We start from the raw sequence: 19,758 nt of genomic DNA on the forward strand, positions 1-19,758 counted from the left end.
CGCCCATTGAGCGGGTTTTTTCGTTAGAATCGCTGCCCTTTTCCCGCAACGGAGGCGGATGGCCTGTTTAGCCGTCACGCCCGTGGCTGATATGCAAAATACCCTGCGAATTTCCGAGATTTTCTACTCGCTGCAGGGGGAGACCCGTACCAGTGGCCTGCCTACTGTGTTCGTCCGCCTGACCGGCTGCCCCCTGCGCTGTCATTACTGCGATACCGCCTACGCTTTCAGTGGTGGCGAGATCATGCCGCTCGAAGCAATTCTCGAGCGGGTCGCGTCCTATAAGCCCCGCTACGTCTGTGTCACGGGCGGCGAACCGCTGGCTCAACCGAACTGTCTGCCGCTGCTGCGCGAGCTCTGCGACGCGGGCTATGAAGTTTCACTGGAGACAAGTGGTGCGCTGGATATTTCCGGTACCGACACGCGAGTAAGCCGGGTCGTTGATCTGAAGACGCCGGCGTCAGGCGAGATGGGCCGCAATCTGTACGCGAACATCGGTCAGCTGACGCAAAACGATCAGATCAAGTTCGTAATTTGTTCACGCGAAGATTACGACTGGGCTGTATCCAAGCTTATCGAGTACCGGCTGGATGCTCGTGCTGGTGAGGTGCTGTTTTCGCCTAGCCATCGGCAAGTCGATGCCAGAGCGTTGGCTGACTGGATCGTCAGCGACAATCTTCCGGTGCGTTTGCAGCTTCAACTGCACAAAATTCTCTGGAACGATGCGCCCGGCCATTAATGTACGCCGGAGCGGCTTTGATCCTGGAGCCGAAGTTCTCACAGGTAAACATAATGACTGACAAGAAAGCCGTAATCCTCCTTTCGGGCGGGCTCGATTCTGCGACCGTTGTCGCGATGGCCAAAGCGCAAGGTTACGCTTGCTACACCATGAGCTTCGATTATGGTCAGCGTCACCGTGCGGAGCTGCAGGCTGCCGAGCGGGTTGCTCGCCAATTGGGCGTGGTGGAACACAAGGTCATCGGCATGAATCTCGATGGCATAGGGGGCTCGGCACTCACCGACAGTAGCATCGAGGTGCCGGAGGCGTCGGAGGAAGGCATACCGATAACCTACGTGCCGGCACGCAACACCGTGTTTCTCTCCTTGGCGTTGGGCTGGGCTGAGGTGCTCGGCGCTCAGGATGTTTTCATTGGAGTCAATGCCGTCGACTACTCCGGTTATCCAGATTGCCGTCCAGAATTCATCGATGCCTTCGAGCGCATGGCCAATCTTGCGACCAAGGCTGGCGTGGAGGGGCAGGGCTTTACCATTCGTGCTCCCTTGCAGAACTTGAGCAAGGCGGAGATCGTCCAGGCTGGTGCCCGTCTGGGTGTTGATTATGCGATGACCGTCTCATGCTATCAGGCCGACAATGATGGGCGTGCTTGTGGAAAGTGCGACAGCTGCCGTTTGCGAGCCGCAGGTTTTGAGCAGGCCGGCCTTTCGGATCCGACTCGCTACCGTTAATTTCTTCCAAAAAAACTTTGATTTAATCAATCAAATCAGTATCATGCGCCCCGCATTGGGTCGTTAGCTCAGTTGGTAGAGCAGTTGGCTTTTAACCAATTGGTCGTAGGTTCGAATCCTACACGACCCACCATATTCTCCTTAGGGAGCCGAAAAGCCGGAGACCGCTAGGTCATCCGGCTTTTTTATGTTCGCAATTCACAGCAGTCAAAACGGGTTATTTCCGTCGGTTATAAAAGGCGTTTTTCACTACGACCTTGGTCTGTGACTCAGCCGAGATTAAACGTAATAGACTGCGACCTCCCGATTGTCCGTTGGTTTGAGGCTCAAATGTATTCTGATCGCATCCGCTTGTCCTCCCTGCAGAGCAAGGTCATGAGCGCCGAAAAGGCCGCTACTCTTATTCAAGACGGCATGACCGTCGGCATGAGCGGCTTTACCCGTGCGGGTGAGGCTAAAGCTGTGCCTTTGGCGTTGATCGATCGCGCCAAGGACGAAAAGCTGAAGATCAGTCTCATCACAGGCGCCAGCCTCGGTAACGACCTGGATGGAAAAATGGCTGCAGCCGGTTTGTTGGCTCGCCGTGGACCGTTCCAGGCGGATGCCGTCCTGCGCAAGGCGATCAACCTGGGCGAGGTCATGTTCATAGACCAGCATCTCTCCCACACCGTTGAGCAGATGCGCAACAACCAAATCAAGCGTCCGGACGTGACCATCATCGAGGCCGTAAGCATCACTGAGCAGGGTCACATCGTCCCGACTACCTCAGTAGGTAACTCCGCCAATCTGGCGGTGTTCGCCGACAAGATCATTGTCGAGCTGAACCTTGCACATAACCTGAATCTGGAAGGTCTGCACGACATCTATTTCCCGGGCGAGCGTCCGAACCGTGGTCCGATCCCACTGACCAAGGTCGACGATCGTATCGGCACTGCCGCCATTCCGGTCGACCCGGCCAAGATCGCCGCTATCGTCATTACCGAGCAGCCGGATTCTTATTCCACCGTCACGCCAGCAGACGAAGAAACCCAGGCCATCGCCAATCACCTGATCGAATTCTTCAAGAAAGAAGTCGATGAAGGCCGCATGGCGAAGAACCTTGGTCCGATGCAGGTGGGTATCGGTAACATCGCCAATGCCGTTGTATGTGGTCTGATCGACTCGCCGTTCGAAGATCTGGTGATGTACTCCGAAGTGCTGCAGGACTGCACCTTCGAATTGATCGATGCTGGCAAGATGAAGTTCGCTTCCGGTTGCTCCATTACCCTGTCCGAGCGCTGCAACGATCGCGTATTCGGCAACCTGGAGAAGTACAAGGACAAGCTGGTGCTGCGTCCGCAGGAAATCTCCAACCATCCGGAGCTGGTGCGTCGTCTGGGTATCGTTGGAATCAACACCGCTCTGGAGTTCGACATCTACGGCAACGTCAACTCGACGCATGTCGGCGGTACCAAGATGATGAATGGCATCGGTGGTTCCGGTGACTTCGCGCGTAACGCTCACATGGCCATCTTCGTGACCAAGTCGATCGCCAAGGGCGGCAACATTTCCAGTGTTGTGCCGATGGTTGCGCATGTCGACCACACCGAACACGACGTGGAAATTCTCGTCACCGAGCAAGGCCTGGCGGATCTGCGTGGCCTGGCGCCCCGCGAACGGGCCCGTGTGATCATAGATAACTGCGTCCATCCTTCGTACCGTGATGCGCTGAACAATTACTTCGAAGGCGCATGCGACAAGGGCGGCCAGACTCCACATATGTTGCGCGAAGCCATGAACTGGCACATCAATTTGGAAGAACGCGGTCATATGCTCAAAGACAAGTGATCGATAACCGCCGGCAAATGCCGGCGGTTTTCATTTGGGTGAGCCTAAACACCCTTCGTTTGCCCCCTCGCTTTCCCTTTTGCAGACGCTTCAGCTAGTATTCCTGCCCCTTGAGCGGGCAGGGAGCGGCGGACTGCACCTCGCACTGTCTTCCTCTTTCGCCTCGTCCGATTCGAACAGGCTGGCCGGGTATACTCGGCGCTTCATGCAATAACGCGCTTTTGCAGGACCGCGAATATGACGCAGATACCCGAACGCATTCTTGTGCAGGCTCACCTGGCAGCCAAACAACCCCAGCCGCTGTCGCCCGAGCAGGAAGCGCAATTGCGCGACGATATCGCTGTCGAGTTGAAGCGCCAGAATGCGGTGCTCGTGGCGCATTACTATACCGACCCGGTGATCCAGTCGCTCGCCGAGGAAACCGGAGGCTGTGTTTCCGATTCGCTGGAGATGGCCCGCTTCGGCAACGAACACTCGGCGCAGACCGTGGTGGTCGCGGGCGTCAAGTTCATGGGTGAGACGGCGAAGATCCTCAATCCTGAAAAGCGGGTGCTGATGCCGACATTGGACGCCACCTGCTCGCTGGACCTCGGTTGCCCGGTGGAAGAGTTTTCGGCTTTTTGTGATCAGCATCCAGAGCGTACTGTCGTGGTCTATGCCAATACTTCGGCGGCTGTGAAGGCTCGGGCCGACTGGGTAGTTACCTCGAGTTGTGCGCTGGAAATCGTCGAAAGCCTGATGGACAACGGCGAGAAGATCATCTGGGCTCCAGACAAACATCTCGGCAGCTATGTGCAGCGTGAAACCGGAGCCGACATGCTGCTTTGGGATGGGGCTTGCATCGTCCACGAAGAATTCAAGGCGAAGCAGCTGGAGGATATGAAGGCGCTGTATCCGGACGCTGCCGTTCTGGTTCACCCTGAATCACCTGAATCGGTGATCGCTCTGGCGGATGCCGTTGGGTCCACCAGTCAGCTGATCAAGGCGGCCCAGACGCTGACGAATCCAACTTTCATCGTTGCCACCGACCGCGGCATCTTTTACAAGATGCAACAGCTTTGTCCTGATAAGGCGTTCATCGAGGCGCCGACGGCGGGTAGCGGAGCCGCCTGCCGTAGCTGCGCGCATTGCCCGTGGATGGCGATGAACACGCTCGAGCGTACATTGCATTGCCTGCGCACCGGCAGCAACGAGATATTCGTCGATCCAGCCTTGGTTCCGCGGGCGGTCAAGCCGCTCAAGCGCATGCTGGACTTCACTCAGGCTGCGCGTATCAAGCAGGCTGGCAACGCCTGACATCATTGTCGTCGAGGTAGGTGCTGCACGCTCAGCGCAGCATCTCCTCAATCATTCGCTTCTCTTCGATCAGCTGTTTCTGCCGGGCGTCGATACGTGCGGCTGTTTGAAAATTGCTCGATCGGCGTTTAGCGAGATCCAGTTGCTCGATAGCCTGATCGTAATCTCCGACCAGGGCGAAGAATTCAGCTCGGCCCTGGTGCAGCCCCAGTATGTTTCCGGTAAGTCCGCGGATCTCCGAAACCTGATACCAAATGTCCGGGTCCTTGGGGCGTGCTTCGACCAGCTTGTCCAGCTCTCGCTCGGCCTCTTGCAGCTTGTCTTCCTTTATCAGTAGATCGATATGCGCTTGGCGTACCGGGTAACTGCTGGGGTAGAGATCGAGCAGGGTCTGGGTTCGCTCGCGGGCTGCGGCCAGTCGGTTGGCGGTGATATCCAACTCGATCTGCGCCAGGTTGTAGCTGACTTCGTCCGGCGACTCCGCCAGTAACGGTTGCAGGCTGGCGGCGGCGTCCGAGAGTTGGCCGCTCTTGATCTGAGCCAGCGCCAGGCCGTAGCGAGCAGCATCCAGGCTTTCGTCTTCATTGAGCATGGCTCGGAAGCGCTTGGCGCTGAGGCCGGGTGTGCTTTCAAATTTAAGGTCGACTCTTGCACGCATCAGCTGATATCGCAGGCTGTCTTGCACGCCTCCAGCCGGAAACTGTTCGGCGCGGTTTTTGGTATCGGCGATGCGCGATTCCGTGACCGGGTGGGTCAGGAGGAATTCGGGCGGTTTCTGGTCGTAGCGATACTGGCGCATCAGACGACCGAACATCTGCGGCATGGCGCGAGGGTCGTAACCTGCTCGTTCGAGATTGACGATGCCGATGCGATCGGCTTCCTGTTCGTTCTGTCGGGAGAAGCGTCGTTGTGCCTGGATTGCCGCGGCCTGAGTCGAAACAATCGCGGCGATGCCTGCGTCACCCGCGCCGGCTGCGGCCGCTACGACCCCCGCAAGCATCGCTGCCATCAGCGGCAGCTGCATCCGCTTTTGTGCTTCCAGGCCACGTGCGAAGTGGCGTTGGGACAGATGCGCTAGTTCGTGCGCCAGTACCGAGGCGTATTCGGCTTCAGTCTGGGCATGAAGAAACAGGCCGCCATTGACTCCGATGATTCCGCCCGGCGCGGCAAACGCGTTCAGCTGCGGACTTTCGAGCAGTACGAACTCCAGACGGCGGTCTTGCAGCTGGCTGGTCTCGGCCAGGCGATAGACGCTGCGTTCCAGATAGTCTTTCAGCAGCGGGTCGGACAATTGCGGAACCTGTCCGCGAAGCAGGCTGAGCCAGGCCCGGCCCAGTTGGTACTCCTGTTCTGGCGAGACGATACCTGAGCTGGAATCGCCGAGAGAGGGCAGATCATTGGCCATGACCGGCTGCGCAATCAGGCATGCCAGTGTCAGCAGGGTGGGGCGCAGCAATTTCATCCAGACTGGCTCATGAAGGCAGGAGCGTTACTGTAGCCTTGTGCCAGGGTGGCTGGCCAGGGGCGGGCGCGGGTCGGTATCCTGCGCTCCTTTCGAGGAGATGAACATGACCCAACAGACCGTGCCTGTCACCTGCGATGCCGAGCTGGATGCGGTCGGGCTGGAATGCCCGATGCCGCTGCTCAAGGCTAAACTTGAACTCAACCGACTAGCCAGCGGGCAGGTACTGAAGGTTACCGCGACCGATCCGGGCTCGCAGCGAGATTTTCGTAGTTTCGCCAGATTGTCCGGCCACGCTCTGTTACGGGAAGAGGCGGATGAAGGGCTCTATCGCTACTGGCTGCGTAAGGCTGAGGGCTGAAGGCTGAAGGCTCTAAGGGAAACATATGCTCAAGGTGTTGCGCAGCTGGGCCCATCGCTATTTCTCTGATGAGGAAGCGGTGGTCTTGGCTGTACTGTTGGTGGTTGCCTTTGCTGCGGTGCTAACGCTGGGCGACATGCTTGCGCCAGTCCTTGCCGGCCTGGTGCTCGCCTACCTGATGCAGGGTTTGGTCGGCGCGCTGGAGCGCATCAGGATTCCCCACCTCGTGGCGGTCTGGCTAGTATTTTTGATGTTCGTCGGCGCGCTCACGGTTTGCATGCTGTTTCTTGTGCCTTTGGTCTGGCAGCAGGTGCTAACCCTGTTCAACGAGCTGCCACGGATGCTTGTGGAATGGCAGTCCTTGTTGCTGCTTCTGCCCGAGCGCTACCCGCAATTGCTCACCGAAGAGCAGGTGCTGCGTGGCATCGATTTCATGCGTGGCGAGGTAGGCCGCTACGGCCAGGTGGTGCTGACGTCGTCGTTGTCCAGCCTGCCATTGTTGTTAAGCCTGATGATCTATCTGATCCTGGTGCCGATTCTTGTGTTCTTCTTTCTCAAGGATCGCCAGCAGATAAGCGACTGGTTGAGCGGCTACCTGCCGCGTGAGCGTGCGCTGATTACGCAGGTGTCTCAGGAAATGAACGTGCAGATCGCCAATTACATTCGGGGCAAGGCGATCGAGATCCTGATCTGCGGTGTGGTGTCGTATGCGGTGTTCGTGGCGCTGGAGCTCAACTATGCCGCGCTGCTGGCGCTGCTGGTGGGGGTCTCGGTTGTGGTGCCTTATATCGGTGCGACCGTGGTGACCATTCCCATCGCCCTGATTGGCTTATTCCAGTGGGGGTTGGGTGACCAGTTCATCTACTTGCTGGTGGCCTACGCGATCATTCAGGCGTTGGATGGCAATGTCCTTGTGCCTTTGCTGTTCTCCGAAGCGGTGAACCTGCACCCGGTGGCCATTATCTGCTCGGTGCTGTTATTCGGCGGCCTCTGGGGATTCTGGGGAGTGTTTTTCGCGATCCCCCTGGCTACCTTGTTCAAGGCGGTGCTATACGCTTGGCCGCGCAGGCCACCCACGGTCCCGGTGGTGGAGGTCGGCTAGAACGAGAAAGGCCGGTGCTACCGGCCTTCGCTTATTGTCGATGCAGTGCTTGAGCGGCCTGCAAAACGGCTTCGACATGTCCGGGAACCTTCACGCCTCGCCACTCCTGGCGAAGGATGCCGTCGCGGTCGATCAAGAAGGTGCTGCGGTCTACGCCCATGTATTCCTTGCCATAGAGCTTCTTCAGCTTGATGACATCGAATAGCTGGCAGAGCTCCTCAGTCTTGTCGCAAATGAGCTCGAAAGGAAACGCCTGCTTGGCCTTGAAGTTCTCGTGTGTCCGCAGGCTGTCCCGCGAAACGCCGAAGATCAGCGTGTTGGCTTCGCTGAACTCCGGCTGCAGGTCGCGGAAACCCTGGCCCTGAGTGGTGCATCCTGGCGTGTTGTCCTTGGGATAAAAGTAGAGCACCACCTGCTTGCCCTTCAGCGTGTCGAGGCTGACCAGGGTGTCGCTAGTGGCTTGGGCCTGGAAGGGCGGAACGGACTGGTCGATTGCTACGGCCATCACTTGTTTCCTTATCAGGGGTTTTGCGGGCGCCAGGGCTCTATTAGAGCGTCAAGATTCAGTGCGTCGGCAAAATCCAGAAATTGATCACGCAGCCAGCTGATCTGCGTACCTGCCGGTAGCGTGACGGTCAGCGTCGCGTTGAGCATGGTGCCGCCGGTCTGGGGCGCCTGGTACGTGTCGCAGGTAAGATTTTCCAGTTCGACGCGGTGGTCGATGAAGAACTGGCACAGCTCATTGAGTATGTCCGGACGGTATACCGAGCTGACATAGGCTACGTATGGCAACGCTTGCGGGCGGGTTTCCGATGGTTCGCTGCGCACTACATTGGTGGTGAAGTCGTGCTTCTTGGCCAGGCTCGGCAGCGCCGTCTCCATGCGAGCGAGGGCATCCCAGGTCCCGGTGATCTCCAGGACCAGCGCACAGCATTCGCCATGACGGGTCAGACGCGTACTGACTACGGCGCAGCGATTCTCGTTGCTCGCTCTGCAAAGCACGTTGGTAAGCGCCATAGGGTTGCGGCCCATGGCGCTGATGACGAGAAACTGTTCTCGAGGTACTGAGGGGGTGGACATGCAGGTTCCTGGCGAAGATGAATCGGACGGCCAGCCAAGCCGAAAATGGCTAAGGTTAGCGAAAAGCACCGCCCGAGGGAATGCGTGTGCGGTGTGAGCCCGAAAAGCGCAACGCTGGCGTTCGGTCGTTCCGACGGTGGGATGTAACCAGCGTACTCGCAAAGCGCTCAGGAGCCTTGTACCATTACGCCTCTCTTTTTCCGGCAGGAGTGGTTGCATGATCTCAGGCAGTATGGTGGCGCTGGTCACTCCCATGGACGCGCATGGCGGTCTTGATTGGGACAGCCTGAGCAAACTGGTGGACTTCCATCTTCAGGAAGGCACCAATGCGATCGTTGCGGTGGGTACCACTGGCGAGTCGGCGACGCTAGAAGTGTCCGAGCATATCGAGGTAATCCGCCGGGTGGTGGATCAAGTCAACGGTCGCATTCCGGTGATTGCTGGCACCGGTGCCAACTCCACTCGCGAAGCCGTCGAGCTGACTGAAAATGCCAAGGCAGCCGGAGCGGATGCCTGCCTGCTGGTCACGCCCTACTACAACAAGCCGACCCAGGAAGGCATGTACCTGCACTTCCGCCACATCGCCGAAGCCGTGGCGATTCCACAGATCCTCTACAACGTGCCCGGGCGTACCGCCTGCGACATGCTGCCGGAAACCGTCGAGCGTCTGTCCAAGGTGCCGAACATCATCGGAATCAAGGAGGCGACCGGCGACCTCAAGCGTGGGCAGGAAGTGCTCGATCGTGTCGGCAAGGACTTTCTTGTCTACTCCGGAGACGATGCCACCGCCGTTGAGCTGATGCTGATGGGTGGCAAAGGCAATATTTCCGTCACGGCGAACGTCGCGCCCCGCGCCATGAGCGAGCTATGCGCTGCCGCCATTGCCGGTGATGCGGAGAAGGCGCGTGCCATCAACGCATTGCTGATGCCGCTGCATCAGACGCTGTTCATCGAGGCCAATCCGATTCCGGTGAAATGGGCGCTACACGAAATGGGCCTGATGTCGGACGGTATTCGCTTGCCGCTGACCTGGCTCAGCCAGCGTTGCCAGGAGCCGCTTCGCGACGCCATGCGTCAGTCCGGTGTACTGGCCTGAACGGTATCCGGTGTACTGATCTAATAATGAAGGAACATGCATGAAGCGACTGGCCGGCCTCTCGACCCTAGCCCTGATCATCTCTGGAACCAGCGGTTGTGGCTGGCTGTGGGGAGAAGACGGATATTTCCGTGACCGTGGTAGCGACTATCTCCAGGCCCATCAGGTACCGCCGATGCAGGTCCCGGCCGATAGTGAGTTGCGCCCGATCGAGCCCTTGCTACCGATCCCCCAGCAGGTCCCTGATACCCGCGCGACAGGCGAATACGAGGTGCCGCGCCCGCAACGGTTGCTGGTCGCTGAAGAAGCCAGCGAGTTCAGCCTGCAGACGTCGGAGGATGCGCGCTGGCTGGTCGCGATGCGTGAGCCGTCGCAAGTCTGGACTGCGACGCGGCAGTTCTTCACCGACAATGGCTTTCAGATTGCCGAAGAGCGCCCGCAAACGGGAGAGCTCATTACGGCCTGGCAGACCCGTGATCAGCTCGCTCCAGCGCTGGTGCGCAACCTTGGGCTGGGCGATGGAGAGACCCGTATCCGGGTTCGCATCGAACCGGGTGTGCAGCGCAATACGAGCGAGATCCAGCTGCTCAGCGTTCAGCGTCCCGCAGATAGCAATGCTGACGTAGCCTGGCCTGATACCCCAGTCAATGCCGAACTCGATCGGGTACTGCTCGATGAACTGCAGGTCGGTTTGAACAGCAGCGCAGCCCAAGGCGGTTCAGCCTCTCTGCTTGCAGAGCGCGAGTTCGACGCACCCAGCCGAGTGACGCTCATCGAAGCGGGCAGCGGCACTCCGGTGCTACAACTTGATACTGACTTCAACCGTGCCTGGTCAAGTGTGGGCCGGGCACTGGCTGCAAGTGACATCCTCGTCGAGGATCTGGATCGCAGCCTCGGTGTTTACTACATCAACCTGTCGGAAGGTGCGGAGAATCCGGACGACAAGCCGGGCTTCTTCTCCCGCTTGTTCGGCGGGGCGCCCGACCGTGAGGAGATCGAGGCGCGCGCGGAGCGTTATCAGGTCCGTGTGAACGATGTGGCCGGCAACATCCAGGTGACGCTCGACAAGAACCTTGACACCGTCGCGCCAGCCGACGTCGCACGGCGCGTGCTGAACATGCTCAAGGACAGTCTGGACTGAGACACCGATCAGCCCGCTCCAGCTAGTCCAGGCGAAACCCTCTCGGTTTCGCCTGTTTCGTTTGATGACAGGCCTGCCGTTACACTGCCGTCCCGCGCAACGTAACGAAGGTTCGGAACCGCGAGAATCGAAATGCCTACTCCCAATGCCCTCAGCCTGAAGAAAATCTACTCCGGCAAGGTTCGTGATCTGTACGAAATCGACGACAAGCGCATGCTTATGGTCGCTACGGACCGGCTCTCAGCATTCGATGTGATTCTCGCCGAGCCAATACCTGAGAAGGGCAAGATTCTCACAGCGATTTCGAATTTCTGGTTCGAGAAGCTTTCCGCTCTCGTACCCAATCACTTCACTGGCGACAAGGTCGAGGACGTGGTCTCGGCGCAAGAGCTGCCACTGGTAGAGGGGCGTGCGGTGGTCGCCAAGCGCTTAAAGCCGGTTGCCGTTGAAGCCATTGTCCGTGGCTATATCGTTGGCTCCGGTTGGAAGGAATATCAGAAAAACGGAACCGTTTGCGGCATCCAGTTACCGGCCGGTTTGAAGGAAGCCGCTAAGTTGCCGCAGCCGATCTTCACGCCATCGACCAAAGCCGCCGTCGGCGATCACGACGAGAACATATCCTTCGAGCAGTGCGAGGCCATCATTGGCAAGGAACTGGCAGCCCAAGTGCGCGATACTTCCATCGCACTGTATTCGGCAGCCGTCGAATACGCGGCAACCCGTGGCATCATCATCGCCGATACCAAGTTCGAATTCGGCCTCGACGAGGCCGGTAACCTAACGCTCATGGATGAAGTGCTGACTCCCGACTCCAGCCGCTTCTGGCCTGCCGATAGCTACCGGGAAGGCAGCAATCCGCCAAGCTTCGACAAGCAATTCGTTCGCGACTGGCTGGAATCCACCGGCTGGAACAAGGAGCCGCCAGCGCCTCCTGTGCCGGTTGATGTCGCCCAGAAGACCGCTGACAAATATCGCGAAGCCCTGACTCGGCTGACGACCTGATTACAGCTTTTGATTGGAGCGGAGTGGCGGCTTCAAAAGCGCTGGGGGTTTAGCGCAACATCCTGAATAGCGAGCGAAAAAACACCCTCCTGGGGTTCGACAATCGCTTGCGAGCTGCTATTATGCGCGCCGCTGGAGAGATGCCGGAGTGGCCGAACGGGACGGATTCGAAATCCGTTGAACAGGCAACTGTTCCTAGGGTTCAAATCCCTATCTCTCCGCCACTATTGAAAGACCTGAAAGCCCCGCAGCGCTTAGCGTGTAGCGGGGCTTTTTGTTTTCCTGAGTCTGGTTTGGGCAAAATTGGGGCAAGAACGCACATTCCAGCCCGCCCGAAGCCGCCCTATGTCGAACTGCCCCCACCATCTGAGAGACGATCGCAGCCATGCTCGTATATCGGTGGGCATCCACCGTGCTTCTTCACCGGCGCCGAGCCGCCGTGCGGTCTGCATTCGGATAGACCCGGTAGCCTCTCACCGCGTCGCGGACTAGAACATCCCCTGGATTGGATACTCCACCGCCAAGCGAATCTGGTCGGCGTCCAATTCCGCCTGATCGATGTTGCCCCGATGCACCGCATAGCGGGCGCTGAAGGTCATCCCTTGGGCGGCCCCGTTTTGTACGACGTAACGGGCTTCCAGGTCACGCTCCCAGTGCCGTCCGTTACGCCCATAACCCAGATAGGTATAGCCACCGCTGGGGTCCACATCGCTACCGTCGATGCCACTGCCGCGAATATATGCTGCACTGAAACTCAAGCCGGGTATGCCGTATGCAGCCATCGCCAGGTCATAGCGTAATTGCCATGAGGCTTCATTCGGCCCGTTGAAGTCAGACAGCGCCACCGCGTTAGTGAGGTAGATGGCACCGCGGGTGACGTAATCGAACGGCGTATCCCCATGCACCTTCTGGTAGCCCAACGAAAAGCGATGGGCACCGCGCAAGTAAGAACTCATCAAGCTCCAGGTGGTGTTGTCGATAGCGCCCGAGCGTGCCTCTCCGGTGTCCTGTGTGCGGTAGAGATTCAGATTGAAGGACAACGCCTGTTCATCATCAATCGGCCATGCGTACACGCCGCCTAGATAATGCTGCCGCCAGGTTTCGTCGTATTGCGCGCTGTAAAGGGTCAGGTTGAGGCGCTCCATGCCGTCGTAGCTGCCGCCCAGGAAGTCGAACGAGTCGCCTTGTCTCCCGTTGGAGTAGTTCACGACGAACCCACGGTCGTGGCTGCTGGCATTGCGGTCGGTACTTTCGGTGAAATGACCACCGTTGAGGGTCAGGTCGCCCCATTCCTGGCTGGTCACCCACCACCCCGTGGCGGTTTCAGGCAGCAGGCGGCTGTCGGACGAGCCGAAGACGGGCGTTTTCACCCGCTGCTCGCCGTATTTCAGCACTGTGGATGACAGACGCAGCTTCGCCGCCGCACCAGCGCGTCCATAGTCATCTTTGGGATGCCCCTCGTTATCCACCGAAAGCAGGCGAGCCTTGCCAGCGCGACCACCGCCGCTGTCCAGCTTTACCCCCAGATAGGCGTGGGCATCGAGGCCGAAGCCGACCGTGCCTTGGGTGAACCCTGAGGCGTAGCTGCCCATTAGCCCGTAGCCCCATTCCTCCGCCAGATCGCTGCGCTCGCCGCGCGGTTTAGCTGCATTGCGCGCGGCCCCGTTGAGCCCACCGTGGCGGTAATCACGACGGTCGTAGACGGTGCGGTTTAGCAGGTTCCATGTGCCATCTTCGATGAAACCCGCCGCCTGCTCCTGTGCGCCAGCACATGCCGCCAATGGCAGGCATGAGAGCGACAGCACCCGCATCCAGTAACCGGTTTTTCTGTTCATCACCAAGCCTTAGAAGTACTTCAGCCAAGCGATATCGCGACGGCGCTGCTTGAGTTGCGCGAACCAGCGGGTCGGAAAATAAAGCGCCGCCGACAGCATCACTGCCCACAGCCAGATACCAGCGAGGCTATCGAAACCGTAGTAGTTGCCTTGGTTCAGGCCCCAGATCTGCACAGCGATCAGGTAAAGCGCCTTGAGTACCAGCAGGTGCAGGACGTAGAAGAACATCGGCGCACCGCCATACAGCGAAAGCACCTTCAGCACGGGACGCCCTTCGAGTTGCTGAAACCAGGCGAGCAGCAGAAAGCCGACACCGATGGTTGGCATCAGGAACATTAGGGAAGGTGGGTATTTGGTAAGCGACATGAAGCTCATGAAGGTGCGTACGCCGTTTTCCATGGTGCTCCACGGCTTGTCGCCATAGACGTTCAGGTAGCGGATCAGGACGAAACCCACGAGCAAACCGATACCCCACATCAACAGGCGGCAGGCACGCTGCGCCGGATCGGCATCGCGGGCAAACCAGGGGCCTGCGCAGTAGCCAAGTGCGATGAGACCGATCCAGGGGAGGATGGGGTAAGTGGTCCGTGCACGTGTGTGCTCGGTAATTTCGAGAAAGGAACGCTGGTGCAGGATCGACCAGATCTCGAAGAACGGCGAATCCGCTGTGAGCACGATGCCATCAAGCAGATTGTGGCCGGCCACGATCACCAGACTCAGCACCGCCAACCCCGCACGCGGCATGTGGATAAGCGCGGACAGCACGATCATGCTCAAGCCGATGGCCCATATGACCTGCAACCACAGGGTCGGCGGTACGAAGGTCGCGTTCCAGGCGAAGTTCACTAAGGTCAGTTCGAGGAACACGAGGAATACGCCCCGCTTGAGCAGGAACGTCGACACTTCGCTGCGGCTGTGGGATTGCCCGTACAACCATGCGGAAAGGCCGGTCAGGAATACAAAGACCGGTGCGCAGACCATGCTGCTGATACGCGTGAAGAACAGCTCCGGTGGCGTGTTGACCGGATCCATGGGGTCGCCTACCTGAACGTGCAGGAAAAAGGTCTCCCGCACGTGGTCGACGAGCATGAACAGCATGACCAGCCCGCGCAATGCATCGATCGCAAGCATCCGCGTGCGTATCTGCGTCTTCACATGAAGGGATGAAAGCGTGCCGGCTGCGGGCATCGTGGCGGCGTTAGTCATGTAAGCGCGTCCTGGATATAAAGCGGGATGCGAAAGTTATAATATAACAAGGTCATTTGGAATGACTGTTGCCAAATTTCGACCTGGCCCCGCGTAAGGTTCGACTACCGGCAGCTGTCGGCCCGATACCGATGTGGCCTCAATAGGATTGGGCTGTCTTCTTTTGCCTAGATCACGGTTAGAAATTACTTAACCAATGCCTTCTCCTCGGGCACGTAAATCATCCTTCCGTCGTTCAGGCGATAGGTGATTCCAGCCTTGGCGCCCTGGCCTTCGCCGATTTCGCCGCTTGACTCATATTGCTTCAGCTCCTGACCATCCTTGATCAGCATGCGCATGTTCGCTTCGCCTGGATTTTCGATAACCACGACCTTCTCCTGGCTGAATGGATTGAGCGGGTTCTGCACGATGACGATGAGCAGAATGCCGATCACCACCAGGAACAAGTCGATCAGGTTGACCACCGACAGCAGCGGGTCATCGTCCTCGTCATGGTCGAGAAATCTCATCGGTGCTGTACTCCGGCGCGCTCGATGGCACGCAGCTCCTGCAACAGCCAGCGGCGCCGAACGGTGAGAACGAAGAAGGTGATGCTCGCTGCGATGAGCGCAAGGATCACCGAGGAGAAGGCGACCACCAGATTCTCGCCGATGCCTTTTGCGTCGCTCTGGGTCAATGCCAGCAGGGCTGGGCCCATAGGGATCATGGTCGCGACTAGCCCAAGCATCGGTGCGCTCCGCGAGGTCACGCGCAGCCATTCCAGGCGTTGCATGATCCAGAGTTCGAGGTCATCGCTGGTGCCACCGTTTGCCGCTTGGTGCGCCGCGAGGACGGAGCGATAGCGGCCGTTACGGCGTTGCCAGGCCTCCATGGCGAAGCTGCCCAATGCCAGAAAGGCATAGACCAGCGCGGCCAGGATCAATAGCAGGACGGGTGCGAGAAAAATACGTGTCAGTTCGTAGAGACTGGTTTCAAGTGCGTTCATGGATTTCGGTTCATTGAGGGTTTAAAACGGGCTCGACGCGATGGTTGGCAAGCGCTTGGAGTAGGGCGCCAAGTACCAGGCACGACAGCAACGTGGCGATGCCGAGCAAAAGCCGCCATGGGCTCGGCGCCTCGCGCGCTTGATCGACCGCTTCCTGCATCACCTGGCCGCGTACCGTTTCACCCGCGTTCGCGTTGCTTGATGAGGTGGGCGTTGCGGCAGTTGAAGCGGCTTCTGGAGCGAGGCCATAACCGGCGGCCATCTGTTCGATGAAGTCTCGGGTGATCGGCTCGCCGGCCTCGGCGCTATGTTCGGTTGTGAGCGCCTGCCAACGTTCGGCCAGTTCGCGGCGGGTTTTATCGGAGGCATCCCAGTAGCCCTTGCGGATTGCTTCGGCCATACGCTCGATCAGCTGGGCCTGGGCCGTGGGGTTATGTGCCTCGAACCATTGATCGAGGCCAAGCTCGCGCTGATCCATGACGAAGGTGTCATGCAGGGCCTGCCATTGATCGGCGCGGACCATGCTGTGGTCGGCGGCCTGCCAGCCCCAGAGGTTATTGGCGACGTTCAGCACTTCCAACGTGCCGGCGTAGCCTTCCTGCTGCATCGCGCTGATCCATTGCGGGTTCAGGTAGCGGCTGCGCAGTTCACTGGCAAGGTAGCTCGCCGCGCCCGTCGTGCGGGGCTCGGCCTTGCGCAGATCCGATATGTAGAGTGATGGACTGGCACCGTCGAGATGGCGGACCGCCAGGGAAAGTCCCCCCAGAAACTCGAATGGATGGTCGGTCGACAGGACGCCGTTGAGCTCGCTGGAGCGGGCCATGATCGCAGCCTGGACACCTTTGAGTTGTTCGGCGAACAGGTTTTGGCCCTCGATCTTTTCTCCCCAACTGACGGTGCCGTAGCCATATTGCAACCGCGAGACGAACTGCTCTGCGAGGGCCGAATCGTTCTCCCAGCGTGTCGAGTCCATCGTTAACTGAGAAACGCCGGTGCCATAGTCGCCGGGCTCGTTACCGAACAGCCGCAAGTGCGACAAGTGCTCGGCGTGGTCGGCCTCTATCCCCTGATCCTGTAGCCGCTGAGCCAGTAGTCGGCTGTTGGTGGCCAGCGTGTTGCCCGGCTCATCCAGCACGGCGAGCCGCTCCATTACATCGGCTAGCTGACGCATGAAGCCGTCGAACTGATCGCGGTAGACGCTGGTGACCTGGACGACGACGTCGATGCGTGCTCTGCCGAGTTCCGCTGCCGGGATGATTTCCAGGGTACGAATCCGTCCTCCCTCATCCCAAACCGGACGTACACCCAGTGCATGCAGGACCTGGCTTTCGAGAATGCCAAGGTGGCGCATGGCTTCGGAGGACCACAGGCTGAACGCGAGTTTCGTCGGCAATTCGCCTTCGTGCTCATCACGGTAGCTCGCGAGCAGTTGCTCCAGTGCCTTGTCGCCTGCCTCATAGGCCGCTCGGGTCGGCAACTTGTCGGCCTCGAAGGCGTAGAGGTTGCGACCGCTTGGCACGTCCGGATTGCGCACCGGGTCGCCCCCGGGTCCGGGAGCGATGAAGCCACCGGCGAGGCCGGTCAGCAGCGCTTTCATTTCCCCCGTGTCGGTCAGCCGGGCGTCGAGCACGCGTGCGCGTTCGATCTGTTCGCGCAGTCGTGCACCGGCAATCGAATCAAGGCTTTCACCCTCGCGCAAATAACGCTGCAGCGTGCGGTAGGGAAGGCTGGCCTGTAGCCCGGCGAAATCCTCGGCCATCGGCTCGTCATCGGTCAGCTCCAACGCGCGCAGATAGGGCTCGCCCAGTTGTTGCAGCACGGTGGCCAGGCGATGTTCGGTGGATGCAGGCTCGCCGAAGGTGTGCAGGCCGAGCGGGAGGTTCGCCTGGGCGATGTCATGCAAGTGATCATGCAACGCTTGCAGGAAGCCTCCGGTATTGGCACGCATGCGCGCTTCGTCCCAGCCCAAGTCTTCCAGCAGTTTGTTTTCCAGGGCCAACCGACGAATACGTTCGGCCGTGTTTTCGCGGACCGCGCCCACGTCGAGCTGCTGGTATTCGTGGATCAGCGCATGCACGTCGCGCAGCTCGTCATAGAGCCCGGCGGGCGCGGAGGGCGGTGTCTGGTGACTGACGATGACCGCGCGACCGCGACGGCGCGCCTGTATGGCTTCGCCGATGTTGTCCTGAATGTAGGGGTAGAACACCGGCATATCGCCCAGCGCAAGGAAGGGGTAGTCGCTGGCAGCCAGGCCGCGATCCTTGCCGGGTAGCCATTCCTGCGTGCCGTGCGTGCCGAAGTGAATCAGCGCATCGGCTTTAATGTCTTCTCGCAGCGCTTGATAGGCGGCCAGATAGAGATGATCGGGCGGAACCTTGCTGTCGTGATAGGCCTCACCGGGGCGACCGGCACGCGGCGGTTGCGGCAGCAGCAACAGCTTGCCAAGGCGCGCGGCGGGAATGATGAAGTGAGACTGGCCATCGATATCGCGTAGCGCCCAATGGTCAGCCGGATCGCCCCATCGCTCGAGTAATGCCTTGCGTCTGAATGCCGGCAGATCGGCGAGCCAGCGCTGGTAATCCGACAGTGACAACGCCACGGCAAGCCCGCCGGCTAGCAGAGCATCCAGCGTCTCTGGCCGGTAGTAACCGCCAAGGAGACGCTGCGCCGTTTCAATCAACCGTGCCTCACCCGTAGCGGGCACGTCATAACCGGCCTCGTGCAGAGCGGTGGAGAGGTGCGCCAGACTGCGTGGCACGTTGAGGTTCGAGGCGGCTACATTCTTTTCACCGTCGGGGTGGTTCCAGAACATCAACGCTAGACGTTTCTCCGCAGGGGCAAGCCGACGCAGCCGGGTCAGACTGTCGACCTTGCTGAGCAGCGCCTCGACTTGTTCGGGGGTAGGGGTCGGCTCGCCGTTTTCGACGGCGGCGATCACCAGCGGATCGGTCATGCCCCAGCTTTCCGGGATGGTCAGCATGGCCGCGGCGGTTCGCGCCGTAATACCGCTATCGGACGCTCGCCAATGCGCAGGATCACCTTCACGCCAGGTCAGGGTGGACAGCACCGGGATGCCAAGTACTAGAAACTCTGCCTGACGTGCCGGACCGTTCTGCATGTGCTGAAGGTTGACCAGCACATCGCTGCGTGCGGGTACCAGCACCTTGCTCAGCGCCTGCGGGTCCCTGTCATCTATCCAGAACGCGATTGGAGCTTGGCCACGCGACTCGCTGCTTTTCATCAACGCGTCGATCAACTGCAACTGGCTATCGACGACGGCACCGCGGTGAATGGCGAAGGCGACACGCGGCGCATCTATCGTCCAGCGATCGGCGCCCCAGGCGAGGTAGTCGTCGAGTTCTGTAAAGGGCGCGGGTGCGTCGGGGTGATAAAAACCGACCTTGCCCAGTTCGGTAGGGCCTGGTATCGAATCGGTGAGTGTTTCGTCGCGCCAGGCTCGCAGATAGGCGAACAAATGCCACAGGTTCTGCTCGCCCCCATTGGCGTAATAACCGATCAACCGCATGGCGACCGGTGTCGGCAGATTGCCGAAGGCAGGGGGGCCACCGCCAACGCGTATCCATGGCGTGTCCTCTGCCATTAGCGCGTCGAACTGCTGCTGGACTGCCGCAAGATCCGTAGGGCGCGGCGTGTCCAGTATCAGCAAATCCGCGTTAATGGCCGGTTGCGGCTCAGTTGCCGAGGACGCGCGTACGGTGCCAAGCGTGATATCCGAGTCGGCTGCCCAGTCAGCAAGCCGGTCGAGCTTGCCCTGCAGGACGAAGTCGGTCGTCAGCACCTGTACATGAATGTCTTGCCGTACCGGGTTGGCGAACGCAGCCGCTCCCCAGCCGGCCAGCGCGATTAGCGCCACGCCGATTTTGATCCAACTGGTCAT

At 59.5% G+C, this 19,758-nt stretch carries 17 protein-coding genes and 2 tRNA genes; 11 read left to right on the forward strand and 8 right to left on the reverse strand.

Annotated elements, in window-relative coordinates:
- Positions 1–91 precede the first annotated feature (91 nt).
- The 5 genes from queE to nadA all read left to right on the forward strand — a co-directional run bounded on the left by queE (position 92) and on the right by nadA (position 4,590).
- The gene (gene queE / locus V6943_RS15540) at positions 92–739 is read left to right on the forward strand and encodes a 7-carboxy-7-deazaguanine synthase QueE (RefSeq protein ID WP_340554354.1); all 648 of its coding nucleotides are present in this window, start codon (positions 92–94) and stop codon (positions 737–739) included.
- A gap of 53 nt (positions 740–792) precedes the next feature.
- Positions 793–1,467 carry a 7-cyano-7-deazaguanine synthase QueC gene (gene queC / locus V6943_RS15545; protein WP_340554724.1) on the forward strand — a complete coding sequence of 225 codons (675 nt, stop codon included), beginning with the start codon at positions 793–795 and terminating at the stop codon, positions 1,465–1,467.
- A 57-nt stretch (positions 1,468–1,524) separates the two neighbouring features.
- Positions 1,525–1,600: transfer RNA gene (locus V6943_RS15550), tRNA-Lys, on the forward strand.
- 197 nt (positions 1,601–1,797) lie between these two features.
- Entirely contained in the window at positions 1,798–3,294 is a 1,497-nt protein-coding gene (locus V6943_RS15555; protein ID WP_181101033.1) for an acetyl-CoA hydrolase/transferase family protein, read from the forward strand.
- A gap of 237 nt (positions 3,295–3,531) precedes the next feature.
- The gene (nadA, locus tag V6943_RS15560) at positions 3,532–4,590 is read left to right on the forward strand and encodes a quinolinate synthase NadA (RefSeq protein WP_131650214.1); all 1,059 of its coding nucleotides are present in this window, start codon (positions 3,532–3,534) and stop codon (positions 4,588–4,590) included.
- A 31-nt stretch (positions 4,591–4,621) separates the two neighbouring features.
- Here the strand turns inward: nadA and V6943_RS15565 are convergent, their stop codons facing one another.
- Complete coding sequence (locus tag V6943_RS15565) at positions 4,622–6,052, reverse strand: M48 family metalloprotease (protein WP_131650215.1); 1,431 nt, start codon at positions 6,050–6,052, stop codon at positions 4,622–4,624.
- 106 nt (positions 6,053–6,158) lie between these two features.
- On the opposite strand from V6943_RS15565, the gene V6943_RS15570 reads away from it, so the two are divergent.
- Complete coding sequence (locus tag V6943_RS15570) at positions 6,159–6,413, forward strand: sulfurtransferase TusA family protein (RefSeq protein WP_131650216.1); 255 nt, start codon at positions 6,159–6,161, stop codon at positions 6,411–6,413.
- 25 nt (positions 6,414–6,438) lie between these two features.
- Entirely contained in the window at positions 6,439–7,515 is a 1,077-nt protein-coding gene (locus V6943_RS15575; RefSeq protein ID WP_340554357.1) for an AI-2E family transporter, read from the forward strand.
- A gap of 31 nt (positions 7,516–7,546) precedes the next feature.
- On the opposite strand, the gene V6943_RS15580 is transcribed toward V6943_RS15575, so the two are convergent.
- Both V6943_RS15580 and V6943_RS15585 read right to left on the reverse strand, forming a co-directional pair.
- Positions 7,547–8,020 (reverse strand): peroxiredoxin, encoded by a 474-nt coding sequence (locus V6943_RS15580; protein ID WP_340554358.1) that lies wholly within the window; start codon positions 8,018–8,020, stop codon positions 7,547–7,549.
- Positions 8,021–8,034: 14 nt separating this feature from the next.
- Positions 8,035–8,595: a glycine cleavage system protein R gene (locus tag V6943_RS15585; RefSeq protein ID WP_131650219.1), complete on the reverse strand. Its 561-nt coding sequence runs from the start codon at positions 8,593–8,595 to the stop codon at positions 8,035–8,037.
- Between the two features lie 217 nt (positions 8,596–8,812).
- Here V6943_RS15585 and dapA point away from each other — a divergent pair, with 217 nt between their 5' ends.
- From dapA to V6943_RS15605, 4 genes are all read left to right on the forward strand, one after another.
- On the forward strand, positions 8,813–9,691 hold the full coding sequence (dapA, locus tag V6943_RS15590; RefSeq protein WP_340554360.1) for a 4-hydroxy-tetrahydrodipicolinate synthase: 879 nt from the start codon (positions 8,813–8,815) through the stop codon (positions 9,689–9,691).
- Positions 9,692–9,731: 40 nt separating this feature from the next.
- Positions 9,732–10,832, forward strand: a complete 1,101-nt coding sequence (gene bamC / locus V6943_RS15595; RefSeq protein ID WP_340554362.1) for an outer membrane protein assembly factor BamC — start codon at positions 9,732–9,734, stop codon at positions 10,830–10,832.
- 132 nt (positions 10,833–10,964) lie between these two features.
- Positions 10,965–11,834: a phosphoribosylaminoimidazolesuccinocarboxamide synthase gene (locus V6943_RS15600; protein WP_340554364.1), complete on the forward strand. Its 870-nt coding sequence runs from the start codon at positions 10,965–10,967 to the stop codon at positions 11,832–11,834.
- A gap of 134 nt (positions 11,835–11,968) precedes the next feature.
- Positions 11,969–12,058: transfer RNA gene (locus V6943_RS15605), tRNA-Ser, on the forward strand.
- A gap of 264 nt (positions 12,059–12,322) precedes the next feature.
- Here V6943_RS15605 and V6943_RS15610 read toward each other — a convergent pair.
- From V6943_RS15610 to cobN, 5 genes are all read right to left on the reverse strand, one after another.
- Positions 12,323–13,669, reverse strand: coding sequence for an OprD family porin (locus V6943_RS15610; protein WP_340554366.1), 1,347 nt, complete (start codon positions 13,667–13,669; stop codon positions 12,323–12,325).
- 9 nt (positions 13,670–13,678) lie between these two features.
- The gene (locus V6943_RS15615; RefSeq protein ID WP_340554726.1) at positions 13,679–14,857 is read right to left on the reverse strand and encodes a DUF1624 domain-containing protein; all 1,179 of its coding nucleotides are present in this window, start codon (positions 14,855–14,857) and stop codon (positions 13,679–13,681) included.
- Positions 14,858–15,060: 203 nt separating this feature from the next.
- A complete protein-coding gene (locus tag V6943_RS15620) occupies positions 15,061–15,384 on the reverse strand; it encodes a DUF2149 domain-containing protein (protein ID WP_131650224.1) in 324 nt (107 codons plus the stop codon).
- Positions 15,381–15,860, reverse strand: coding sequence for a MotA/TolQ/ExbB proton channel family protein (locus tag V6943_RS15625; protein WP_340554368.1), 480 nt, complete (start codon positions 15,858–15,860; stop codon positions 15,381–15,383). The genes V6943_RS15620 and V6943_RS15625 overlap by 4 nt, the downstream gene beginning before the upstream one ends.
- A 10-nt stretch (positions 15,861–15,870) precedes the next feature.
- Positions 15,871–19,758 carry a cobaltochelatase subunit CobN gene (gene cobN / locus V6943_RS15630; RefSeq protein ID WP_340554369.1) on the reverse strand — a complete coding sequence of 1,296 codons (3,888 nt, stop codon included), beginning with the start codon at positions 19,756–19,758 and terminating at the stop codon, positions 15,871–15,873.

Origin of the sequence: Pseudomonas sp. CBC3 (assembly GCF_037967085.1) — a bacterium.
Classification (GTDB): domain Bacteria; phylum Pseudomonadota; class Gammaproteobacteria; order Pseudomonadales; family Pseudomonadaceae; genus Stutzerimonas.